Genomic DNA, 23,426 nt, shown 5'->3' with positions numbered 1-23,426 from the left:
CCATCGTGGATATGCGCAAGAGCGGTCTGGTCAGCAGCAGCGATTCGGGTTCCTACTCGGACCTCAATCGTCTGAATCAGCTCAAGGTCGGCGACAAGAACAGCGACGACAACATGCGCAAGGTGGCGCAGGAGTTCGAGTCGCTGTTCCTCGGGGAAATGCTCAAGTCCATGCGTTCGGCCACTGAAGCGCTGGGCCAGGACAATCCGATGAACACCCCGGCAGCCAAGCAATATCAGGAAATGTACGACCAGCAACTGGCCGTTTCCATGTCCCGCGAGGGCGGTGGTATCGGTCTGGCTGACGTGCTGATGCGCCAGATGTCGAAGAATAAACCGCTGGCGCCGGGTGAGGCCGCCGCAGCGTCTCTGGCCAAGCAAGAGACCGCGAAAGCCGCCGTGCAAACGCCGGTGGCGGCCGGCACGGTGGCTATCAACGGACCGCTGTCGCGGGTCAATGGGCAGCGTCCGTTGTGGGCTTCGCGCTCGGTCCATGCGCCGCAGGAGGCGGGTGAGGGTGGTCATCGCAATGACGTGGCGCTGATCAATCAGCGACGCCTGGCATTGCCGCCGAAACTGGCTGATCGTCTATTGGCCGGGCTGGTGCCTTCGGCGACGCCCGCGGCCACGACGATCAACAAGACCCCGTTGCCTGAGCGCGCGACAAGCACCGGCACGGGACCGCTGTACAACGGCGACTGGCTGGCGACTGCGCAGCAATCCTCCTCTGGCGGCATGCAGATCTACGGTCGCGCCATGGCGCAGATTCCGCTGGCGCCAGCGAAGAAAGCCTTCGGTTCCGCTGACCAGTTCGTCAACACCATGTTGCCGATGGCCAGGGAAGCGGCGGCCCGCATTGGTGTCGATCCGCGTTACCTGGTGGCCCAGGCGGCCCTGGAAACCGGCTGGGGCAAGTCGGTCATGCGTGCTCAGGACGGCAGCAGCAGCCACAACCTGTTCGGCATCAAGGCCGGCAACAGTTGGCAGGGTAATTCGGCGCGGGCGATCACCAGCGAATTCCGAAACGGGCAGATGGTCAAGGAGACGGCCGAGTTCCGTTCCTACGACTCCTACGAGGACAGTTTCCATGACCTTGTGACTTTGTTGCAGACCAATAATCGCTATCAAGATGTCGTGAAGTCGGCCGATAACCCAGAACAGTTTGTACGCGAGTTGCAGAAGGCCGGTTACGCAACCGACCCGGACTACGCGAGCAAGATTTCGCAGATAGCCAAGCAGATGACGAGTTACCAGAACTACGCTGCGGCGGGCGTTTCCACCACGCCTTTATAGGCACAAGGTATAAGGTCTGAAACATGAGTTTGCTCAATATCGGGATGTCGGGGCTGAATGCTGGCCATAACTCGTTGGTGACGACGGGTAACAACATTGCCAACGTCGACACCGCCGGGTACTCGCGCCAGCAAACTGTGCAGGGCACCAAAGGCTCGATTCAGTACGGCAACGTGTTCATCGGTACCGGCACGACGCTGGCCGATGTGCGCCGCGTGTACAACTCCTATCTCGATTCTCAGCTGCGTACCGCCACCTCGCTCGACAGTGAAGCGGCGTCGTACAACGCTCAGGCCACTCCGCTGGACGCCACGCTTTCCGATACCAACACCGGGCTGACCGGTGTGCTGCAAAAGTTCTTCACCTCGATGCAGGGCGTTTCGACTTCGGCCACCGACGACACGTCCCGCCAGTCGGTGCTGACCGGTGCGCAGGCCCTGTCCGCCCGCTTCAATTCGATTGCCAAGCAGTTGAACGACCAGAACACCAACCTGAACGGCAGCCTGGGCGACATGGCGGATCAGGTGAACAAGCTGTCCACCAAGATTGCCACGCTCAATCAGAAGATTTCCGAACTCTCCACCGGCACCAACCAGCCCAACGACCTGCTCGATTCGCGCAACGAAGCCGTGCGTCAACTGTCCGAGCTGGTCGGTACCCAGGTGGTCGAGCGTGGCAACAGCTACGACGTCTACATCGGCAGCGGTCAGCCACTGGTGGTCGGCAACACTACCAACACCCTGCAAACCGTGCCGGGCAAAGATGACCCATCGCGCATGGCGTTGCAGCTCAACCGTGGCTCCAGCACCATCGACGTGACTTCGGTGGTCAGCGGCGGTGAAATCGGTGGCCTGCTGACCTACCGCAAGGAAGTGCTCGACCCGTCGCTCAATGAACTGGGGCGCGTTGCACTGGTGGTGGCGGACCAGATCAATCGTCAGCAGGCGCAGGGCATCGACAAGAACGGTGATTTCGGCGCGGCGATCTTCAGCAACATCAACAGTGCCGCGCTGATCAGTCAGCGCAGCATTGCGGCGGCGGGCAACAGTGCCGGCTCCGGCAACCTGGATGTCACCATCAAGGACACCGGCAAGCTGACCACCAGCGACTATCAGGTGACGTTCACCAGCGCGACCAACTACACCGTCAAGCGCTCGGACGGCACCGACATGGGCGCGTTCAGCACCACCACGACTCCGGCTCCGGTGATCGACGGCTTCAGCCTGAACCTGAACGGCGGTGCGCTGAGCGCCGGCGATTCGTTCAAGGTGACACCGACCCGCGGCGCGGCGGCCGGTATCCAGACCGTGCTCACCGACCCGAAAAAAATCGCGGCCGCAGCCCCCCTGACCGGCGTGACCAGTGCCAACAACACCGGCACCTACACCCAGCCGACGCTGACCAGCACCCTCGATATCTACAACCCGGCGGCCCAGGCGGAAATGCAGACCGCGCTCAAGTACTCGACACCGGTCAAGCTGGTGTTCGGGGCAGCCAGCGGCGGTAGCCAGACCTACAACATGGTCGATGCCAAGGGTAACTCGATCGGCGCCGGCACCATCGTTCCCGGCCAGAGCAACACCTTGAACCTCAAAGTGGGCATGGTCGATGCCAGTGGTGCTCCGGTCATGGACACCAGTGTCACGCCGGCCGTGCAGAAGACCTTCACCGTGCAGACCACGGTCGGTGCCACGCCGGCCAGCGGTGAAAGTTTCACCATCAACCTGACTGGCGCGGCGTCTTCGGACAACCGCAACGCCCAGGCGCTGGTCGGATTGCAAACCAGACAGACGGTAGACACCGGCACGGCGAGCAAGGGCATCAGCCTGACCGACGCCTACAACAAGCTGGTCACCAACGTCGGCGCCAAGGCAGCCCAGGGCAAGTCCGACAGCGAAGCCACCACGGCGATCCTGGCCAATGCCAAAGGGGCGCGGGATTCGAATTCCGGGGTAGACCTGGACGAAGAGACCGGCAACCTGGTCAAGTACCAGCAGTACTACACCGCGTCTTCGCAGATCATCAAGGCTGCGCAGGAAATTTTCACCACGCTGATCAACAGCCTTTAAGGAGTCGTAATTCATGCGCATTTCCACCGCCCAGTATTACGAAATCACCGCTGCCAATTACCAGCGCAACTTCAACAAGGCCATCGCGACCAGCAATGAAGCCAGCAGCCTGACCCGTATCAATACCGCTGCCGATGATCCGATCGGCGCCGGTCGTTTGCTGCAACTGGGCCAGCAGAGCGCGATGCTTGATCAGTACGGTACCAACATCGGCAGCACCAAGAATGCATTGAGCCTGCAGGAAACGACGCTCAACGCCATCGGTACTGCTTTGCAGCGCGCCAAGGAATTGGCCCTCGCCGCCAGCAACGGCATTGCCACCGACGCGGACCGCAAGGCCTATGCGTCGGAACTGGGGCAGATCCAGCAACAAGTGCTGGGCCTGATGAACTCCAAGGATTCGAGTGGCAACTACCTGTTCTCCGGTTCGAAAACCGACACCGCGCCTTACTCGCAGAACTCGGACGGCACCTACACCTACAACGGTGACCAGACCAGCGTCGACCTCGGCATCGGCGATGGCATGACGGTGGCGACCAACACCACCGGTTGGGATGCGTTCCAGCAGACCATCAACACCAGCCGTACCAAGGCGACCCTGACCGCTCCGGCGGTGGATGATGGTCGCGTGGTGTTGTCCAACGGGACGGTCGGCGCCAGCTCTACCTACAACGCCAAGTTCACGGGCGGCCAGCCCTACACCGTCAGTTTCCTCAGCAGCACCCAGTTGAAGATCACCGACTCGCTGGGCAACGACGTGACCACCGAAGCCAGCCAGAACGGCGTCATCAGCAACGCCAATGGTGCCAACCAGACGGTCAGTTTCCGTGGCGTCGACCTGAAGCTGAACATCAACCTCAAAACCGGCGATACCAACCCGGATGCGGTGATCGCCGGTCACAGTTTCAACCTGTCTTCCTCGTCGGACACCTTCAACACGTCGCGCAGTGCCGGGAACCCGTCGACCGCGGTCATCACCGGCTCCAGCGTGACGGACCCGACGGCGTACACCAATGCGTTCCCGTCGGGCGGGGCGATCCTCAAGTTCACCAGCGCCACCGCTTTCGACCTGTATGCGGCGCCGATCACCGCCGACAGCAAGCCGGTATCGTCGGGCACCGTATCCGGCGGCAACGCGACTGCGGCGGGCGTGACCTTTGCCTTGGGCGGCGGCGTCCCGGCGTCCGGCGATCAGTTCGTGATTCAATCCAATAATCATCAGACCCAGAACGTGCTCGACACCCTGGGCCAGATGATCACCGCACTGAATACGCCAATCGACGGCGACCCGGTGGCCAAGCAGAAGTTTCTCGGCGCCATGGAGTCGGGAATGGGCAACATCGACAGTGCGGCCAACCAGATCGGCTCGGCCATCACCTCGATTGGTGCCCGTGGTCAGGCGCTGGATAACCAGACCGCGACCAACGAAAGCCTGACCCTTGCGAACACCGCGAGCCAGTCGTCGATTCGCGATTCGGACCCGGCTGAAGTCATGACCCGCCTGACCTTGCAGCAGACCATGTTGCAGGCTGCACAGCTGGCATTCAGCAAGATTTCCCAGCTGGGCCTGTTCAACAAGATCTGACGGTGGTCGGGCGCGCAGGTGCCCGCTTGCCTTGCCCCTTGAGCATTTATCGTCTTTTTTGCGGTAACAAAGGGCTCGCTTTTCAGGGCGGGCTCGCGCCGCCTGTGAGCCCGCCGTGAATTCACTTCCGCTTGTCAGCCTGGTCATCCCCGCCTTCAATCCACGCTTTTTCGGTCGTGCGTTGCACACGGCTGTGAGCCAGAGCTACGGCAATCTGGAAATCATCGTTTGCGATGACAGTCGCGGTCATGAGATCGAAGAGATCGTGGCTTCGGCGGTTGAGCAGGGCGCGACCGTGCGCTATGTGCGCAACGCCCGAACCCTGGGCCTGGTGGGCAACCTTCAGGCTTGCCTGGAGCAGGCGCAAGGCGAGTACATCAAGTTTCTTTGTGATGATGACCAGTTGTTCTCGGCCTGCATCGAGGTTCAGGCCCAGGCGCTCATCGACAGCGCTGACGTCAATCTGGTGGTGGCCCAGCGGCTGCTCTGGGATGCCGACGACATGCCGCTGCCTTCGCGCCTGGAGAACACTCCGCTTTCCCCGGTGGGCGGGGTGTTCAAGGGCGAGGACTTGCTGGCGATCTTCGAAAACTTCCCGGTCAACATCCTTGGTGGCTTCAGTAACGCGATGTTCCGTCGGGCTGACGTGCTCGAACTGTTCCCGGCGCTGACTCAGCCCGGCCATTGCTTCGTCGCGACCCTCGATTTCGCCTTGTACGTCTGCCTGATGCGGCGCGGCAATCTGGCGGTGTCCAATCACGTGCTCGGCGTGGAACGCTTGTATCCGGAGCGTTTGAGCGGCCAGCAATCGATGAAGGACGCGGCCGAAACCGAGCGGCAATGGTTGTCGCAAATGCTCAAGGCCCGTGGTGGCGAGTCCGCACCGGCTCAGGGTTGGGTACGCTACGTACCTCTGACCCAGGTGGACGAAACGCCACGGGTTTGGGAAGAGTTGCCGCTGAGCCGGACCCTGGGTACGAAACAGACCACCCAGGATTGGCACGTCGGCATCGCCAGTGTCAGTTTCGCCCAGTTGTATGCCCAGTGGCTGGCGTGTCGCACGCTCACTGACGGTCAGCGCGAACTGCTGCCGGACACGCTGGAAGCCTGGCCAACCCGACCCAAAATCGTGCCGATCATCATTGATGAGCAAGGCAGCCGTTCGGCGCTGGAACTCACCCTGCAGTCACTGGCGGAGCAGGATTACGCCCCTGAACTGACGCTGGTGCTGTCGGCATCCTGTACTGAGGCCAGGCTGGACGAGCGTGTGTTCCGCTTGCCTTTGCAGGACGACTGGCAGCAGCAGCTCAACGAGCTGTTGCCACAACTGGAAGGCGCTGACTGGTTCTATCTGCTGCGTGCCGGTGATCGTCTGGTGGCGCCGGCCTTGCTGGTCATGGCTGAACGAATTGCGCTGTCACGCGAATTGACCTGCCTGTACAGCGACGAAGGTGGCCTGCATCAGGGGGAGTCGGCCGAACCTGCATTCAAACCGGACTTCAACCTCGATCTCATGCGCAGCTACCCTTACGTCGGGCGAGCGCTGGCGTTCCAGCGCGAGCAGTTCCTGGCGCTCGGTGGTTTCGATTCGACCTACGGCGAACTGGCCCCTCACGATGTCTTGTGGCGAATGGTTGAAAGTGCCGGCACGCAGGTGATCGGGCACGTTTGCGAGGTGCTGCTGGAGTCGGCATTCGATTTGGCCAAATGGCTGTCGCTGCCGGACGTGGTGGACACCAATCCGCGCCTGCTGGAGGCGCATTTGCATCGCCTGGGTGTCGCCCACGACATTCGCCAGGGCAGTTCGCCGCTGCTCAACCGGGTCGATTACCTGCATGCCGATCGGCCGCTGGTGTCGATCGTGATCGTCAGCAAGGACCAGACCCTGGCGTTGCAACGCTGTGTCGAAAGCCTGCTGGAGAAAACCGCGTACGGCGAATACGAGTTGCTGTTGGTCGACAATGGCAGCCAGAGCGCAGAGGCGCTTGAGTGGTTCGCCGGCATGGCGCAATTGGGCAGCGAGCGGATACGGGTGCTGCGCTGTGAGTTGCAAGGCAATGCGGCAGCGGTGCGTAATTTCGCCGTGCAGCAGGCGGCTGGCGAATACGTCCTGATGCTCAATCCCTACACGGTGATCACCCAGGCGCAATGGCTGGGCGAGTTGCTCAATCATGCACAGCGTCCGGAAGTCGGCGTGGTCGGGGCCAAGCTGTTCAACCCCGATGGCCGCGTGCTGCATGCCGGCCTGATCCTCGGGTTGCAAGGGCCGGCCGGCGTGCCATTCCATGGTGAGACGCTGCACGCGGCGGGCTACATGTACCGCTTGCAGGTCGCTCACAATTTCAGTGCCGTCGGCGGCGATTGCCTGATGGTGCGCAAGGCGGTTTTTGATGCGGTCGGTGGCCTGGATGAGCAGGACCTGGCGCAGTCCCTCAACGAGGTGGATCTGTGTCTGCGCGCCGGCCAGGAAGGTTACCTGGTGGTCTGGACGCCTCACGCTCAACTGGCGTTGGGCGCGCAACCGGCTGCGGTTGCGCAGGAAGGTGATCAGGCCCGGGCCGAGCAGGAACAGGAAGTTTTCTATAAGCGCTGGCTGCCGATCGTGGCCCGTGATCCGGCCTACAACACCAACCTGGCGTTGCAGGGATTGGGCGGGGCGAGCTTCAGTCTCGAACCCGGCCTGCGATCCGGCTGGAGCCCGTTTTCCAAGGCGCACTTGCCGAAGATTCTCGCGTTGCCGGTCAACGCATCCGCCATCGGCCATTACCGGGTCACGCAACCGCTGATCGAGCTCGAGGCGGCCGGCAGGGCTCAGGGGCGCATTCATTACAACCTGCCGACCATCATCGAGGTCGAACGCCATTCGCCTGACGTGATCATCTTGCAGGGGCGCTATTCCGAAGGTCCGATCAACGAAATCCCGAGCCTGCAAAAGTACTCCAGCGCACGGCGCATCTATGAGCTGGATGACTTCGTGATCAACGTCCCGCACCGCAATGCGCATATCCGCAACATGCCGGGCAAGGACGAAATGGAGAAGCTGGTCCGTCGCGCCATCGGCATGTGCGATCGGGTAGTGGTCTCCACCGAGCCGCTGGGTAACGCGCTGTCGGACATGCATCACGACATTCGCGTGGTGCCCAACATGTTGGCGTCGCACTTGTGGACCGACCTGCGCAGTCAGCGCCGCACCTCGAAAAAACCTCGGGTCGGCTGGGGTGGGGGTACCAGCCACCACGGTGACCTGGCGGTGATCGCCGATGTGGTCCGCGAACTGGCCAATGAAGTCGACTGGGTGTTCTTCGGCATGTGCCCGGACGATCTGCGCCCGTACATGCATGAGTTCCATGGCGTGATCGGACTGGACGTGTACCCGGCCAAGCTGGCCAGCCTGAACCTGGATCTGGCGTTGGCGCCGCTGGAGTTCCACATCTTCAACGACTGCAAGAGCAACCTGCGTTTGCTGGAGTATGGCGCCTGCGGTTACCCGGTGATCTGCACCGACACCGAAGCCTATCGCGGCTACTTGCCGTGCACCCGGATCAAGACCAACTCCACGGATGAATGGCTGCAGGCGATCCGCATGCACCTGGCCGATCCGGACGCCAGCTATCGCATGGGCGATGAGTTGCGCGAGATCGTGCTGCGTGACTACGTGCTGCGCGGCGACAATTTGCGCTACTGGGAAAATGGCTGGCTGGCGGACTGACCGTTCGCGCATCTCTCCAGACCAGGCAGGCGACGTTGAGTCGCCTGCCTTTTTTTTGCTTATTTCACTGGCTTGAGCATGGGCACGGCCCCTTGTAGGAGCCAGCTTGCTGGCGATGGTCGTTAACGATAACGCGGGTGAACTGGATAAACGCGGCGCACTTGAGTCCATCGCCAGCAGGCTGGCTCCTACAGTTTCCCGGGAATGCGTGAAGAATCTTTTTTTTGCCGCTTTCACGGGTTTGGAGATCGCATCATTTTCGACTCGGACGCGGTCTGACAGGAGCTGGCGCGTTTCCTGCAAGTCCCCCTTATATCGCCATAAAACGAGCACTTCCGGTGAGTCCGGTGGCGTCCAGAACGGCGGCAGGTTTAACCCAGATGGCCCGCAAAAGCTTGATACAGCTTGGCTGAGCCCTGTGACGAACAAGAGGGAAAGGGGATGAAGGCAGTTATTTTGGCGGGTGGCCTGGGTACGCGCATCAGCGAGGAGTCGCACCTCAAGCCCAAGCCGATGATCGAGGTCGGCGGCAAGCCAATTCTCTGGCACATCATGAAACAGTACTCCGCTCACGGAATCCACGATTTCGTGATCTGCCTTGGCTACAAGGGTTATGCGATCAAGGACTTCTTCGCCAACTATTTTCTGCACACCTCCGACGTCACGTTCGACATGCGCAACAACCGCATGGATGTTCACCAGAACTACAGCGAGCCATGGCGCGTCACGCTGATCGACACTGGCGAAGAGACCATGACCGGCGGCCGCTTGCGCCGCGCCCGACGCTACCTTGAAGACGAACAGGCCTTCTGTTTTACCTACGGCGACGGCGTGTCGGACCTTAATATCGGTGCCTTGGTGGATTTCCATCTCAGGCACGGAAAACTGGCGACCGTTACCGCGGTACAGCCACCTGGCCGCTATGGTGCGCTCAACCGCGATGGCGACAAGGTCCTGGGATTCACCGAAAAACCTCGCGGCGACGGTGGCTGGATCAATGGCGGGTTCTTTGTCCTGTCGCCCAAGGTGCTGCCGTTGATCGACGGCGACGACACCTCGTGGGAATCCGGCCCGCTGGACGGCCTGGCCGAGCGCGGCGAACTCATGTCGTTCCAGCACGACGGTTTCTGGCAACCGATGGACACCCTGCGTGACAAGAACCACCTCGAGGCGTTGTGGCAGAGCGGGGAGGCCCCATGGAAACAATGGGACTGAGCCCGCAATTCTGGCGCGGCAAGCGGGTGCTGGTCACCGGCCACACCGGGTTCAAGGGCAGCTGGCTGACGTTGTGGTTGCAAAGCCTGGGTGCCGAGGTGAGCGGGTTTTCCCTCGACCCGTCCACCGAACCGAGCCTGTTCGAACTGGCTCGCGTTCACGAAGGCATCAACGATCAGCGCGGTGACTTGCGTGACCTGGGCGCGTTGCTGGAGCTGATCGCCGAGGTCCAGCCGCAAATCGTCCTGCACCTGGCGGCCCAGCCGCTGGTGCGCGAAGGTTATCGCGACCCGTTGGGCACGTACTCCAGCAACGTCATGGGCACCCTCAACCTGCTCGAAGCGATCCGTCAGGTCGGCGGCGTGCGCGCCTGCGTGCTGGTGACCACCGACAAGGTCTACGCCAATCAGGAGTGGCTGTGGCCGTACCGCGAAAACGAAGCGTTGGGCGGACACGATCCCTACAGCAGTAGCAAGGCGTGCTGCGAATTGCTGGCGCAATCCTATGCCGCCTCGTTCTTTGCGCCCCAAAAGCACGCCGAGCATGGCCTGGCGTTGGCCACGGCCCGCGCCGGCAACGTGCTCGGTGGCGGCGACTTCGCCCCGGAGCGGTTGATTCCAGATGTGCTACGGGCATGGTCGGCGGACGAGCCCGTGACCTTGCGCTATCCGCAGGCGGTGCGCCCGTGGCAACACGCGCTGGAACCCCTGGCCGGCTATCTGCAATTGGCTGCCGGCCTGTATGAGCAAGGCCCGAAATTCGCCGGCGCCTGGAATTTCGGTCCCGGTGAAGCGGACATGTGCAGCGTCGGTGAAGTGGTCGAACTGCTCGCCAGCCGTTGGCCGCAAGCGCGCGGACTGCGCATCGAACCGAGCGATATGCACGAGGCCGGCCTGTTGCGCCTGGACAGCAGCCGCGCCCGTCAATTGCTCGGCTGGCAACCGCGCTGGTCGTTGCAGCAGTGCCTGACCCAGACCCTGGATTGGCATCTGGCATGGCAGAACGGCGATGACATGCGCGCCATCAGCCTGGCGCAATTGAACCTGTACCGAGGCGCGCTGTGAGTGAATTTCTACTGAAGGCGTTGCCGTTGAAGGGGTTGTTCTGCGTGCAGCACAAACGCTTCGAGGACGAGCGCGGGCACTTTTCCCGGTTGTTTTGCGAGGGCAGCTTGAGTGCGTTTGGCCAAGCGTTTCATATCCGCCAGATCAATCATTCCTGCACCCGCGAACGCGGCAGTGTGCGTGGCCTGCATTACCAGAATGAGCGCGCGCCGGAAGCCAAGTTGATCACCTGCCTGCGCGGTGAAGTCTGGGATGTCGCGGTGGATTTGCGTCCCGACTCCGAAACTTTCCTGCATTGGCACGCCGAACACCTGCGTGCCGGCGATGGCCGCAGCCTGTTGATTCCGGCCGGGTTCGCCCACGGCTTCCAGACCCTGAGTGCCGACGCCGAGCTGCTTTACCTGCACAGCAACGACTACACACCGGAACACGAAGGTGGTTTGTCGGTGCTCGATCCAAGGCTGGCGATTGCCTGGCCGTTGCCTGTCAATAATCTGTCGGTGCGCGATGCCAGTCATCCGCTGCTCGATGAACACTTTGCCGGAGTGCGTCTATGAACTGCCGTGGTTGCGCGACAGCGCTGACCCTGCCGCTGATCGATCTGGGCACCTCGCCGCCGTCCAATGCCTACGTGCGTGCCGACCAGCTGGAGAAGGTCGAACAATGGGTGCCGCTGAAGGTTGCCGTGTGCCAGCAGTGCTGGCTGGTGCAAACCGAGGACTACACCAGCGCCGACAGTCTGTTCGACGCCGAGTACGCCTACTTCAGTTCGTTCTCCAGCACCTGGCTGGCCCATGCAGAGCGCTATGTGGCCGAGATGGTCGAGCGCTTCGGCCTGACCGCCGACAGTCGCGTGGTGGAAGTCGCGGCCAATGACGGGTACCTGTTGCAGTACGTGGCCCGGCGCGGCATCCCTTGCCTGGGCGTCGAGCCGACCCGCAGCACCGCGCAAGCGGCACGGGAAAAAGGCCTGGAGATCCGCGAATTGTTTTTCGGTCGCGACAGCGCCGTGCAGTTGAAAAACGAAGGCTGGGGCGCCGACCTGATGGCCGCCAACAACGTGTTGGCCCACGTCCCGGACATCAACGATTTTCTGTGCGGTTTCGCAACCCTGCTCAAACCGACGGGCGTGGCGACCTTCGAGTTCCCGCAGTTGCTGACGCTGATGGCTGGCCAGCAGTTCGACACGCTGTACCACGAACACTATTCCTACCTGTCGCTGACCGCTGTGCAGACCTTGTGCGAGCGCAATGGCCTGCAAGTGTTCGACGTCAGCCAGCTCTCGACCCATGGCGGTTCGCTGCGGGTGTTCGTGCAGCGACTGGACGGCGAGCGTCGCGAAGTGCAACCGGCGGTCCGGCAACAACTGCAGGCCGAACTCGCCGCCGGAGTGAAAACACCGGCGTACTACACGACCCTGGCCCCCGCCGCCGAGCGCATCAAGCATGGCCTGCTGCGCTTTTTGTTGCAGGCCAAGGCCGATGGCAAGCGCGTGGTCGGCTACGGCGCCGCCGCCAAGGGCAACACCCTGCTCAACTACGCCGGGGTCAAGCCGGACCTGTTGGCCTGGGTTGCCGATGCCAACCCGCACAAGCAAGGCAAGTACCTGCCCGGCAGCCGCATTCCGATCGTGTCGCCGGCACAGATCGACATCGAGAAACCGGACTACGTGCTGGTGCTGCCGTGGAACCTGCTGGATGAGATCACCCAGGCCTTTGCCGGCATTCGCGCATGGGACGGTCGTTTTGTCATTGCCATTCCCGAGTTGATCATTCGATGAGCCGAATTCATTACACCAAACCCAGTGTCGGTGAGCTGGAAGCTGACTATGTACTCGATGCCGTCCGCCATGGTTGGGGAGAGCGTTGCTACGAATACCTGACGCGGTTCGAAAAGTCCTTTGCCGAGCACGTGGGTGCGACCTATGCGATTGCAACGTCCAGTTGCACCGGCGCGCTGCACATGGGGATGGCAGCACTGGGCATCGGTGCCGGCGACGAGGTGATCCTCGCCGATACCAACTGGATCGCTTCGGCCGCCCCAATCACCTATCTGGGCGCGACGCCGGTGTTCGTCGACGTACTGGCGAACAGTTGGTGCCTCGACCCGCAGCAGGTTCGACGGGCGATTACCCCACGAACCAAAGCGATTCTGGCGGTGCACCTCTATGGCAATCTCTGCGACATGGATGCGTTGCTGGCCATCGGTCGCGAGTTTGGCCTGCCCGTCATCGAAGACGCAGCCGAGGCAATTGGCTCGCAGTGGCGCGGTCAGGCGGCTGGCTCGCTGGGCGCGTTCGGCGCGTTCTCCTTTCACGGCACCAAGACCATGACCACCGGCGAAGGCGGCATCTTCGTGACCTCGGACAAGGCCCTGTATGAGCGCGTACTGACCCTGTCCAACCATGGCCGGGTGGCGGGCAGCAGCAAACAGTTCTGGCCGGATTTCCTGGGGTTCAAATACAAAATGAGCAACCTGCAAGCGGCCGTCGGTTGCGCGCAGGTTGAGCGGATCGACGAGTTGATCGAGCGCAAGCGTGCGATCTTCGCCAACTACGCCGACGCCCTGGCTGCATTGCCGGGTTTGTCCATGAACCCTGAGCCCGAGCATGTGCGCAACGGTTACTGGATGCCCACCGTGGTCTTTGACCGCGAACTGGGGATTACGCGGGACATGTTGATCGCAGCCTTCCAGGCCGCCGATATCGACGCGCGGGTGTTCTTCTGGCCGCTATCGTCCTTGCCGATGTTCAGCGAACTGACGGCTGACTCGCCCGTGGCGCATTCGCTGCCGGAGCGCGCGATCAATCTGCCGAGCTACCACGACATGACCGATGACGATCAACACCGGGTCATCGAGGTGTTGCGCGCGCTGGTGCTCAAAAGGACCCGGCTATGAAGTTTTACCTGCTGGGGGCGGCCAACCCTGAAGCGGTACGGATGATCCTCACCCTGCAACGCAGCCAGCCGGATGTGCAGTTCGCCTTTCTCGATAATGATCCGGCGAAGCAAGGCACGCTGTTTTATGGCGTGCCAGTGGTGGGTGGCACCGACAAGGTGGCCGAGCTGAAAGGGCCCGACACACGTTTTGTCAATTTGATCACCGGCAGCACCGCGCTGCGCCATCGGACCACCTGCGAGATCGTCGAGGCGGGTGGCACCCTGGGCAACTTCATCCACCCGGGCATCGATCTGACGATGACCACAATGGGCGTCGGCACCTATCTGCAAGAGGGCGTGATCATGCAGGCGCAAGTCAGCCTGGGTGACAACACCAGTATCAGTGCTGGCAGCGTGGTCGGGCATGAAGGGCAGATCGGCCATTCGGTGTTCATGGCGCCGGGTGTCTGCATTGCCGGTTGTGTCGAGATCGGTGACGGCACCTTCATCGGCACCAACGCGACGATCCTGCCGCGTTTGCGCATTGGTCGTTGGGTCACCATCGGTGCGGGCGCCGTGGTGACCAGAGACGTTCCAGACTTCGCGGTTGTAGTGGGCAGTCCCGCCAGGACCATCAAGACCAATTCTGTTTCCATTCAAGACGGTCGGGTTTTCAAGTAACCACCGCGACTAATTTCCGGAGAGCCTGTAATGAATCCTCATGAGCAGTTTCGTGAAGAAGTAAAAGAGAACATCGAAGGCCTGCAACAGGACAAAGCGTTGCAAGCCACGTCGCTGGACTGGGTTGGGACGACCGCCAGGCATAAGTACACCTACAACTTCAGCTGGATGGGCCGCCCGATCATTCAGTTCCCCCAGGACATGGTCGCCATGCAGGAGATCATCTGGGCGCTGCGGCCGGACATCATTGTCGAGACCGGTATCGCCCACGGCGGCTCGCTGGTGTTTTACGCTTCGATGCTGGAACTGATCGGCCATGGTGAGGTGCTGGGCGTCGACATCGATATCCGCCAGCACAACCGTGAAGCGATCGAAGCGCATCCAATGAGCAAGCGGATCCAGATGATCCAGGGTTCGAGTATCGATCCGGCGATCGTCGATCAGGTCCGTCAGCGTGTCGAAGGCAAGAAAGTGCTGGTGGTCCTGGACTCCAATCACACCCACGAGCACGTCCTTGAAGAGCTGCGGGCCTACGCGCCGATGACCTCGGTGGGCAGCTACTGCGTGGTGATGGATACCGTGGTGGAAGACATGCCGGAAGACGCCTTCCCGGATCGCCCGTGGGGCAAGGGCGACAACCCGAAGACCGCGGTATGGGCCTACCTGGAAGAAAACCGTGATTTTGAAATCGACCAGGCCATTCACAGCAAGCTGCTGATCACCGTCGCGCCGGATGGCTATCTGCGTCGCGTGCGGTAATCGACAAGACATCGTTGGGTTTTTTCGGCGATAAGCCGTTGTGGGGAAAGGTATGCAAGGCAAGAACAATTCTGGACACGGGCTGGCACTCAACGAACAGTTGACCGTGGTGCTGATGTCTCACGAGCGGCCGGCGTTTTTACGTCGGGCTGCACGTTTCTACAGCGACTTGCCTTGCAGGATTCTGGTGCTCGATTCTTCGACTGAAGGCCAGCCAGGCCTGGCCGGGCAGTTTGAAAATGTGGACTACCAGCATGTCCCGCAGTTTGGCTACTGGGGTGTTCGTGCCAAGCTGGCCTTTGGCGTGGAGCAAGTGACCACACCGTTCATGGTGTTCGCCGCCGACGATGACTTCCATGTGCATGACGCCCTGCGCGCAGCCGTGGCATTCATGGAGGCCAATCCCGACTACGGCCTGTGCCACGGTTACAGCATGATGTACCTGTCACAACCCAATAGCGTCAGCTACTTCCGGCGTGACAAGAAGGTTTGCGAAGACTATTGCTCCGAGCACGCCGAGGAGCGTGTGCTCGATTACATGCACCAGTACCTCCCGCCATTTTATGCCGTGCAGCGCACCGACCTGGTACGTGACTGGTATCAGGTCATGCCCCACGATACGTCCTTTCAATGGCAGGAAATCGGTCACACGCATTACATGCTGGCGCGGGGCAAGGCGCGGATTCTGCCGATCCCGTATGTCGTGCGTGAGATGAATTACGGGTACTCCGACCACAACACCGAGATCTTCCACACGCTGGCTCATACCGATGCCAAGTCGGTCGCCGAGCGTGAAGCCTTCGCCGCGTTCCTCTTCGGGCTGCCGACTCAAGTTCAAGGCCAAGACCCGGAGCAAGGCCGGCAGTTCGCGCTGCAAAGCTTTGAAGCCCTGGCCGATAGTTTGCGCACCGGTCGCGCACTGACCACCGAGCTGATTATCGAGTCCGCCTGGACGAATGTCGAGAAAGGCCCTGAGCGCCGTTTCGGCCCCAAGCAATATGTCGAAATGCCGTTCTACAACCAGGCGTTTTTCGATCAGTTGACCCAGTTCGAGTTCCTGTTGCACGCCATGCCGGCCGGTCGCGTTCAGTTGGCAGGCCTGGAGGGTATCTGGACCCGTCAGCAGAGCCTGATGCTGGCGCGTAACAACGACACGCCGGAAAGTGTGGTCGACCGTTTGTGGCAAGCCCACGACAGCAACGTGTTCAACCGCACGGTGGTCAAGCGTCTGGTGACTCAGCTGGAGTTGCTGGGCGAAGATGAAGAGGCGCAGTCCCTGCGCGACTGGGCTGCACGCCTTGAGGCGGTGTCGGTCGAGGGTAATTGTGCAACGTTCGACAAGATGCTCTCCGGTCGCCTGCTCAAATGGCTCGCGCCCCGCCAGCCTGATGCTGACGAGGCGGAGTCGATCGCCCAACACCTGGCGGTCAACGGTGGCGGTCCACAGTTCGGGATCCTCCTGCTGGACCTGGACAACGATATCGACAAGCTGCAAGTCTCTCTCGACAGCCTGCTCGAAGGTCACGCCAAGGCGTTCAGGATTGTGGTCTTCACCACCGGTGAAGCCCCAGCGGCGACCACCGCGCAGAACACTCTGCACTTTGTCCGGGTCACGCCAGGCAACTACGTCGACAAACTGAACCAGAGTGCTCGTCAGTCGCCTTGCGACTGGCTGATGCTGGCTGAAGCCGGCGACGAGTTCACCGCCGGCGGCCTGTTGCGCGCCAGCCTGGAACTGCTGTCTGACACGCAATGTCGTGCCGTCGCCACCGACGAAATCCAGCGCACCGCCGAAGGCGCGCTGGTGGACGTGTTCCGTCCGGGTTTCAACCTTGATTTGCTGCAAAGCCTGCCGGCCCTGATGGCGCGTCACTGGCTGATCCGCCGGGAAGTGTTTATTGAAGTCGGCGGCTACCAGCCTGACTTCAGCAAGGCGCTGGAATTCGACTTGTTGCTGCGCATCATCGAGCAGGGCGGCCTCAATGGGCTGGCCCACCTGGATGAACCGCTGGTGATTGCCCGGGCCCCGGTACTGGAAGAGAATGCCGATGAACGCCTGGCGTTGTTGCGTCACCTGGGCAATCGTGGCTACAAGGCCAAGGTCACTTCGACGGTGCCGGGTACCTGGCAGATCGACTACCGCCACAGCGAACGCCCGCTGGTGTCGATCATCCTGCCAGCCGGGGATGACCTGGCGGCGCTGCAACAGTGCCTGCAAGCCGTGTTGCTGCGCACCCGCTACATCCGGTACGAAGTGCTGATCGCACTCAACCCGAATCAGTCGGCCGAGGTCAACGATTGGCTGGGTACCTACCAGCATCCGAAAGTCAGCGTACTGCGTGCCGACCGGACCCTGAGCGATGTGGCGTTGTACAACGCTGCCAGCCAGCAGGCGCGAGGCGAGTACCTGGTGCTGTTGGCTGCCGACAGTGAAGTGGTCAACCCGAACTGGCTGGAGTCGCTGCTCAATCACGCCCAGCGTCCTGAGGTCGGCGTGGTCGGTCCGAAGTTGATCGACCGCGACGGCAAGGTCACCCAGGCCGGCCTGATTCTTGGCATGAACGGTGGTGTGGGCTCAGCCTTTGTCGGTGAAAAACACGATGCCAAAGGTTACCTGCACCGGTTGGCGCTGGAGCAGAACTACTCGGCGGTGTCGAAGGTGTGCCTGATGGTGCGTAAAGCGTTGTTCGACGAGCTGGACGGTCTGGACGGTGTGACGTTCGCCGACGGCTTGAGCGACGTCGATCTGTGCCTCAGGGCCGGTCAGGCCGGTTACCTCACCGTGTGGACGCCGCTGGTACAGGTCATTCATTGCGGTGAAGTGCCACAGGTGCCGCAGGCCCTCGATGCATTGCGTGACAAGTGGGCGGCAGCCTTTGCCCAGGACCAGGCCTATAACGCCAATCTGGCCTTGAGCGGCAAAGGCTTTGCCCTGGGCGAAGCTGCCCCGGTGAACTGGGTTCAGTTGCTCGGCTAGGCCCGGCGAACAGGTATAAGGATTCAAGGCATGTCCAACGGAACATCGATTTTCATCTCAGGCGACACCGGTTCGTACGGGCGTCATTTCGTCCGTCCTTTTCCGGGCAAGCTCGCCCATGCCTGGATGCCAGCATGATTCCTTACGCTCGGCAAAGCCTCGATCAGGCGGACATCGACGCCGTGGTCAGCGTCCTGCAGTCTGACTGGCTGACCCAGGGGCCGACCATCGAGCGCTTCGAGCGGGCGATGGCCGAGCGCTGCGAAGCTGATTTTGCCGTGGCAGTGTGCAATGCCACGGCGGCCCTGCACATCGCTTGCCTGGCGGCCGGGCTCGGGCCGGGCGACTGGCTGTGGACGACACCGAACACCTTTCTCGCCTCGGCAAACTGTGGGCGCTACTGCGGTGCCGAGGTGGATTTTGTCGATATCGACCCGCTCACCTGGAACCTCGACGCCGGTGCGCTGGCTGTCAAGCTGGAGCGGGCCGAGCGTGAAGGCAGGCTGCCGAAAGTGCTCGTGGCCGTGGCGTTCTCGGGCCAGAGTTGCGACATGCGCAGGATTGCCGCACTGGCCAAGCGCTATGGCTTTACGGTGATCGAAGACGCGGCCCATGCCGCCGGTGCCTCCTACGCCGGGCGCCCGGTGGGGTGTGGCGAGTTTGCCGCGATGACCGTGTTCAGCTTTCACCCGGTGAAGATCATCACCAGTGCCGAGGGCGGCATGGTCATGACCAATTGCCCGGAACTTGCCGAGCGTTTGCAACGCCTGCGCAGCCACGGCATGACCCGGGATCCGCAGCAAATGACCGGACCCAGCCACGGTCCCTGGTACTACGAGCAGGTGGAACTGGGGTTCAATTACCGCATTACCGACCTGCAGGCGGCCCTTGGCTTGTCGCAGTTGAACAAGCTGGATGAGTTTATCGAGCGTCGACGTGAACTGGCGGCGCGTTATGACCGCTTGCTGGCGTATCTGCCGTTGACACTGCCCGGTGCACAACCTGAGGCCGAGTCGTCCTGGCACCTGTATGTGGTGCGGCTGCAACTCGATCAGATCACGCTCACCCATCGAGAGGTGTTCGAGAGATTGCGGGCCGCCGGGATTGGGGTGAACCTGCACTATATCCCCGTGCATTTGCAGCCTTACTACCGTGACCTGGGGTTCGCCGAAGGTGATTTCCCGCAGGCCGAGCGTTATTACGCCGAAGCCATCAGCTTGCCGTTGTATCCGTTGCTCAGTCATGAGCAACAGGACTATGTGGTCGAGCAGATGCAGCAACTGATCGAAATCATCCAGCCATTGCGACGTGTGGGAAATGTGTGATGCGTGAACTGACTGAGCAGGAGGCTTTCTGGCAGGGCGAATTCGGCAACCAGTACGTTGACCGCAATCTCGGACAGCCGCTGGTGGCGGCCAACCTGGCGCTGTTCGCCAAGGCACTGACACGGGTCGGACACCTCGACAGCCTGTTGGAACTGGGCACCAATGCCGGTAACAACCTGCAGGCTCTGCACCAGCTGTTGCCGCGCTGCGAGTTGTTCGGCGTGGAGATCAATGCCAATGCGTGCGCCGCTGCCAAGACGTTGGGTATTGCCCACCTCTGGCACGGCTCGCTGTTCGATTTCCCTCGCGAGCGCACCTTTGACCTGACCCTGAGCAAAGGCGTACTGATTCACCTGGCACCGGAGTTGCTGCCGGCTGCGTACGCGCAACTGTATGAGCTGAGCCAGCGCTACATATTGATCGCCGAGTACTACAACCCGGCGCCGGTCGAGGTTCCGTATCGCGGCAACAGCGGCAAGTTGTTCAAGCGCGATTTTGCCGGTGAAATGCTCGATCGCTATGACGACCTGCAACTGCTCGATTACGGTTTTGGCTACCACCGCGATCCACAATTCCCGGTGGATGACATTACCTGGTTTGTCCTGGAAAAACGCCGTTGAACAACGTCGCCATCATCCCGGCCCGCGGTGGCAGCAAACGCATACCCCGCAAGAATCTCAAGCCGTTCGCCGGTGTGCCGATGATTGCCCGCTCGATTCAGGTTGCCCTGGAGTGCGGGTTGTTTTCCCGGGTGGTGGTCAGCACCGACGACGAGGAAATCGCCGGGCTGGCGCGCGACTGTGGCGCTCAGGTGCCCTTCATGCGCCCGGCGGAACTGGCCGACGACTTCACGGGCACCGCCGCGGTGATCGCCCATGCCCTGCAAGCATTGCGCGAACAGGGGGATAATTTTGACCGGGCCTGTTGCATCTACGCGACCGCACCGTTGTTGCAATCGCGATTTCTTGTCCAGGGGCTGAGTCTGCTGGAACAGCATCCCGACAAGTCTTTTGCATTCTCGGTGTGCGACTTCGGTTTTCCGGTCCAGCGAGCCCTGACCCTTGATGAGCAGGGCGCCCTGACGGCGCTGTACCCGCAGTATCGTGATACCCGCTCCCAGGATCTGCCGAGCGCCTATCAGGATGCCGGGCAGTTCTACTGGGGGCGCAGCGATGCCTGGCTGCGTGGCGAAGTGCTGTATTCACCGTACAGCCTGCCGGTCATCCTGCCGCGGCATCTGGTGCAGGACATCGACACACCGCAGGACTGGACGCGCGCGGAATACCTGTATGCCGCGCTCAAGGCCGCAGGTGAGCTGCAATGAGAGTGCTGATTCGTTCTGACGCCTCGCCGACCATCGGCAGCGGCCACATCGCGCGCTGCCTGTGCCTGGCCCGCGTATTGCGCCGGCAAGGCAGCCACGTGGCTTTCGCCTGTCGCTTGCTGCCGGGGCATCGGCTGGAGGCACTGCGGGCCGAAGGTTTCGAAACCTTTGAACTGCCCGAGCGCTACAGCGACGAAGACCCGGAGCAAGCCATCGAATCCATGTTGCCCTGGCAGGCGGACATCGCCGCGCTCGGGCCGTTGCTGGAACACCAGCCGGCGTTCGACTGGATCATTGTCGACCACTACGGCCTCGATCATCACTGGCAGACCGCCGCCCGGCGCTTTGCGCCACGGATCGCCGTGGTCGATGACCTCGCCACGCGGACCTACAGCGCCGACCTGTTGCTGAACCAGAATCTCTCGGGTACGCCAGAGGCTTATACCTCGCTGCTGGCGCCCGGCTGCCGGACTTTGTTCGGTCCGCGGTTCGCCATGTTGCGCGACGAGTTCTGCTGCCCGGCCATCGAGATCAAGCCACGGGCTCGACGTGTACTGGTGAATTTTGGCGGGTTCGACGCGGCCATGCAGACCCATCATGCAATGCTGGCGCTGGCGGACTTTCCCGAACTGGAGGTCGATTTTGTCGCCGGTGCGGGTAATCCGGCCTGGGCGCAGATGCAGGCGTTGGCGGCCAGTCGCCCGCATTGGCGCCTGCACAGTTTTGTCAGCGACTTTTATCGATTGATGACCGAAGCCGACCTGTTTGTCGGAGCGGGAGGCGGCACCAGTTGGGAACGGGCGGCCATGGGGTTGCCGACGATTTGCATTGCCGTATCGAACAACCAGCAGGCCAACGGCGAGGTCATGGCGGCCGCAGGCGCTCATGTGTTCATGGGGGCGCGCGAGCAAGTCAGTGTCGAGCAACTGCGCCTGGCCATCGGCTTTGTCGCGGGTAACCAGGGTTTACGCCAGAGCCTGGCGCGGCAATCGCGACAACTGGTCGATGGACGGGGTGCGCAGCGGGTGGCGGCTGCACTGGCGGGTGCAGTGCTGAGGGTGCGAGCGGCGACCCTGGGTGATGCGCAACTCTTGTTCGATGGGCGCAACACTGAGGCCGTGCGTCGCTGGTCGCTGGAGACCGGCGTGATCGAATGGTCGGCGCATCAGAACTGGCTGACGGCGAGCCTGAGCAATGTCCGGCGGCTGTTGTTGATTGCCGAGGCTGATGACGGCCCTGTAGGTGTGCTGCGCTATGACCTGCGTGGCTTTACCGCCGAAGTGTCGATTTATCTGTTCGAAGGCCGGTTCGGCCTGGGCTGGGGCAGGGCGCTGCTGGCCCGTGGAGAATCTGTTGTGAAGGCCCACTGGCCGGAACTGGAGTCGCTCAACGCCCAGGTCATGCCCGCTAACCAGCCGTCGCTGAAGGTCTTTCGCGAAGCCGGTTTTACCCAGAGTGACTGCGCGTTCACGCGCGTATTGAAGGATCACGCAGATGACTAGCTTCAAGATTGGCGAGCGCCTGATCGGTGCCGATGCACCGCCCTTCATCATTGCCGAGATGAGCGGCAACCATAACCAGTCCCTGGACATGGCGCTGCAAATTGTCGAGGCCGCGGCCAGGGCCGGTGCCCATGCGTTGAAGCTGCAGACCTACACGGCCGACACCATGACCCTGGACCTGGCCGAGGGCGAGTTTTTCATCAAGGACCCGAACAGCCTGTGGGCCGGTACTTCGTTGTACGCGCTGTACGAAAAGGCCCACACACCCTGGGAATGGCATGCACCGATTTTCGCACGGGCCAAAGAACTGGGCCTGCTGGCGTTCTCCACGCCATTCGATGACAGCGCCGTGGACTTTCTCGAAAGCCTCGACGTGCCGGCCTACAAGATCGCCAGTTTCGAAAACACCGACCTGCCGCTGATACGCCGGGTGGCCGCGACGGGCAAGCCGCTGATCATTTCCACCGGCATGGCCAGCATCGCCGAACTCGATGAAACCGTGCGCGCCGCCCGCGAGGCCGGGTGCAAGGATCTGGTGCTGCTCAAATGCACCAGCACCTATCCGGCATCACCGGCGAACAGCAACGTACGTACGATTCCTCATTTGCGCGAGTTGTTCGATTGCCAGGTGGGGCTGTCCGATCACTCCATGGGTGTCGGTGTGTCCGTGGCGGCGGTGGCGCTGGGTGCAACGGTGGTGGAAAAGCATTTCACCCTCGAGCGTGCGGCCGGTGGCGTCGATGCCGCTTTCTCGCTGGAGCCCTCTGAACTGGCCAGCCTGGTGATTGAAACCGAACGCGCCTGGCAAGCCATGGGGCACGTGCATTACGGCGTCAGCGAGGCCGAGCGCCCATCCCTGATGTACCGTCGATCGCTGTATGTCACCCGGGACATGGAGGCCGGCGAGCCCTTCAATGCGACCAACCTGAGAGCCATCCGTCCGGGGCTCGGGCTGGCGCCCAGGCATGCCCCAAGCCTGCTGGAACGCCGTGCCCGTCAGGCCATCAAGCGTGGAACCGCGCTGGATTGGTCGTTGGTCGAATAA

17 protein-coding genes are annotated in these 23,426 nt (G+C 61.8%); all 17 read left to right on the top strand.

Going from position 1 to position 23,426, the window contains the following annotated elements; all coding sequences use genetic code 11:
* Positions 1–5 precede the first annotated feature (5 nt).
* The 17 genes from flgJ (at position 6) to pseI (ending at position 23,426) form a co-directional block, all read left to right on the top strand.
* Positions 6–1,292: a flagellar assembly peptidoglycan hydrolase FlgJ gene (flgJ, locus tag ACXX83_RS16960; RefSeq protein WP_458549132.1), complete on the top strand. Its 1,287-nt coding sequence runs from the start codon at positions 6–8 to the stop codon at positions 1,290–1,292.
* 23 nt (positions 1,293–1,315) lie between these two features.
* Positions 1,316–3,361, top strand: coding sequence for a flagellar hook-associated protein FlgK (gene flgK / locus ACXX83_RS16955; RefSeq protein WP_217836014.1), 2,046 nt, complete (start codon positions 1,316–1,318; stop codon positions 3,359–3,361).
* A gap of 13 nt (positions 3,362–3,374) precedes the next feature.
* Positions 3,375–4,946: a flagellar hook-associated protein 3 gene (locus tag ACXX83_RS16950; protein WP_217836013.1), complete on the top strand. Its 1,572-nt coding sequence runs from the start codon at positions 3,375–3,377 to the stop codon at positions 4,944–4,946.
* A 115-nt stretch (positions 4,947–5,061) separates the two neighbouring features.
* Entirely contained in the window at positions 5,062–8,655 is a 3,594-nt protein-coding gene (locus ACXX83_RS16945; protein WP_458549131.1) for a glycosyltransferase, read from the top strand.
* A gap of 441 nt (positions 8,656–9,096) precedes the next feature.
* The gene (rfbF, locus tag ACXX83_RS16940) at positions 9,097–9,870 is read left to right on the top strand and encodes a glucose-1-phosphate cytidylyltransferase (protein ID WP_458549130.1); all 774 of its coding nucleotides are present in this window, start codon (positions 9,097–9,099) and stop codon (positions 9,868–9,870) included.
* Entirely contained in the window at positions 9,852–10,934 is a 1,083-nt protein-coding gene (rfbG, locus tag ACXX83_RS16935; protein ID WP_015096274.1) for a CDP-glucose 4,6-dehydratase, read from the top strand. The genes rfbF and rfbG overlap by 19 nt, the downstream gene beginning before the upstream one ends.
* Positions 10,931–11,491: a dTDP-4-dehydrorhamnose 3,5-epimerase family protein gene (locus tag ACXX83_RS16930; protein ID WP_458549129.1), complete on the top strand. Its 561-nt coding sequence runs from the start codon at positions 10,931–10,933 to the stop codon at positions 11,489–11,491. Before rfbG ends, ACXX83_RS16930 begins: the two co-directional genes overlap by 4 nt.
* Entirely contained in the window at positions 11,488–12,714 is a 1,227-nt protein-coding gene (locus ACXX83_RS16925; RefSeq protein ID WP_458549128.1) for a methyltransferase domain-containing protein, read from the top strand. Before ACXX83_RS16930 ends, ACXX83_RS16925 begins: the two co-directional genes overlap by 4 nt.
* Positions 12,711–13,832 carry a DegT/DnrJ/EryC1/StrS family aminotransferase gene (locus ACXX83_RS16920; RefSeq protein ID WP_458549127.1) on the top strand — a complete coding sequence of 374 codons (1,122 nt, stop codon included), beginning with the start codon at positions 12,711–12,713 and terminating at the stop codon, positions 13,830–13,832. Before ACXX83_RS16925 ends, ACXX83_RS16920 begins: the two co-directional genes overlap by 4 nt.
* Positions 13,829–14,494 carry an acetyltransferase gene (locus tag ACXX83_RS16915; protein WP_015096270.1) on the top strand — a complete coding sequence of 222 codons (666 nt, stop codon included), beginning with the start codon at positions 13,829–13,831 and terminating at the stop codon, positions 14,492–14,494. Before ACXX83_RS16920 ends, ACXX83_RS16915 begins: the two co-directional genes overlap by 4 nt.
* Positions 14,495–14,524: 30 nt before the next feature.
* Positions 14,525–15,253 carry a cephalosporin hydroxylase family protein gene (locus ACXX83_RS16910; protein ID WP_015096269.1) on the top strand — a complete coding sequence of 243 codons (729 nt, stop codon included), beginning with the start codon at positions 14,525–14,527 and terminating at the stop codon, positions 15,251–15,253.
* Positions 15,254–15,305: 52 nt separating this feature from the next.
* The gene (locus ACXX83_RS16905; RefSeq protein WP_458549126.1) at positions 15,306–18,230 is read left to right on the top strand and encodes a TIGR00180 family glycosyltransferase; all 2,925 of its coding nucleotides are present in this window, start codon (positions 15,306–15,308) and stop codon (positions 18,228–18,230) included.
* 134 nt (positions 18,231–18,364) lie between these two features.
* On the top strand, positions 18,365–19,555 hold the full coding sequence (gene pseC, locus ACXX83_RS16900; protein WP_458549125.1) for a UDP-4-amino-4,6-dideoxy-N-acetyl-beta-L-altrosamine transaminase: 1,191 nt from the start codon (positions 18,365–18,367) through the stop codon (positions 19,553–19,555).
* A complete protein-coding gene (locus ACXX83_RS16895; protein WP_458549124.1) occupies positions 19,555–20,175 on the top strand; it encodes a pseudaminic acid biosynthesis-associated methylase in 621 nt (206 codons plus the stop codon). The genes pseC and ACXX83_RS16895 overlap by 1 nt, the downstream gene beginning before the upstream one ends.
* On the top strand, positions 20,172–20,879 hold the full coding sequence (pseF, locus tag ACXX83_RS16890) for a pseudaminic acid cytidylyltransferase (protein WP_217836004.1): 708 nt from the start codon (positions 20,172–20,174) through the stop codon (positions 20,877–20,879). Before ACXX83_RS16895 ends, pseF begins: the two co-directional genes overlap by 4 nt.
* The gene (pseG, locus tag ACXX83_RS16885) at positions 20,876–22,381 is read left to right on the top strand and encodes a UDP-2,4-diacetamido-2,4,6-trideoxy-beta-L-altropyranose hydrolase (protein WP_458549123.1); all 1,506 of its coding nucleotides are present in this window, start codon (positions 20,876–20,878) and stop codon (positions 22,379–22,381) included. The genes pseF and pseG overlap by 4 nt, the downstream gene beginning before the upstream one ends.
* The gene (gene pseI, locus ACXX83_RS16880; RefSeq protein WP_217836002.1) at positions 22,374–23,426 is read left to right on the top strand and encodes a pseudaminic acid synthase; all 1,053 of its coding nucleotides are present in this window, start codon (positions 22,374–22,376) and stop codon (positions 23,424–23,426) included. Before pseG ends, pseI begins: the two co-directional genes overlap by 8 nt.

The sequence above is a fragment of the Pseudomonas sp. GNP012 genome, assembly GCF_054343835.1.
The sequence above is the reverse complement of the archived record's forward strand: the minus strand, read 5'-3'. Positions and strand labels throughout refer to the sequence as shown.

Excerpts from the sequence above, each read along its gene's own strand:
- rfbF (WP_458549130.1), top strand. The coding sequence starts at position 9,097 with ATGAAGGCAGTTATTTTGGCGGGTGGCCTGGGTACGCGCATCAGCGAG.
- ACXX83_RS16905 (WP_458549126.1), top strand. The coding sequence starts at position 15,306 with ATGCAAGGCAAGAACAATTCTGGACACGGGCTGGCACTCAACGAACAG.
- ACXX83_RS16910 (WP_015096269.1), top strand. The coding sequence starts at position 14,525 with ATGAATCCTCATGAGCAGTTTCGTGAAGAAGTAAAAGAGAACATCGAA.
- ACXX83_RS16915 (WP_015096270.1), top strand. The coding sequence starts at position 13,829 with ATGAAGTTTTACCTGCTGGGGGCGGCCAACCCTGAAGCGGTACGGATG.
- pseI (WP_217836002.1), top strand. The coding sequence starts at position 22,374 with ATGACTAGCTTCAAGATTGGCGAGCGCCTGATCGGTGCCGATGCACCG.
- ACXX83_RS16925 (WP_458549128.1), top strand. The coding sequence starts at position 11,488 with ATGAACTGCCGTGGTTGCGCGACAGCGCTGACCCTGCCGCTGATCGAT.
- flgK (WP_217836014.1), top strand. The coding sequence starts at position 1,316 with ATGAGTTTGCTCAATATCGGGATGTCGGGGCTGAATGCTGGCCATAAC.
- ACXX83_RS16950 (WP_217836013.1), top strand. The coding sequence starts at position 3,375 with ATGCGCATTTCCACCGCCCAGTATTACGAAATCACCGCTGCCAATTAC.
- rfbG (WP_015096274.1), top strand. The coding sequence starts at position 9,852 with ATGGAAACAATGGGACTGAGCCCGCAATTCTGGCGCGGCAAGCGGGTG.
- pseC (WP_458549125.1), top strand. The coding sequence starts at position 18,365 with ATGATTCCTTACGCTCGGCAAAGCCTCGATCAGGCGGACATCGACGCC.
- pseG (WP_458549123.1), top strand. The coding sequence starts at position 20,876 with ATGAGAGTGCTGATTCGTTCTGACGCCTCGCCGACCATCGGCAGCGGC.
- ACXX83_RS16920 (WP_458549127.1), top strand. The coding sequence starts at position 12,711 with ATGAGCCGAATTCATTACACCAAACCCAGTGTCGGTGAGCTGGAAGCT.
- ACXX83_RS16895 (WP_458549124.1), top strand. The coding sequence starts at position 19,555 with ATGCGTGAACTGACTGAGCAGGAGGCTTTCTGGCAGGGCGAATTCGGC.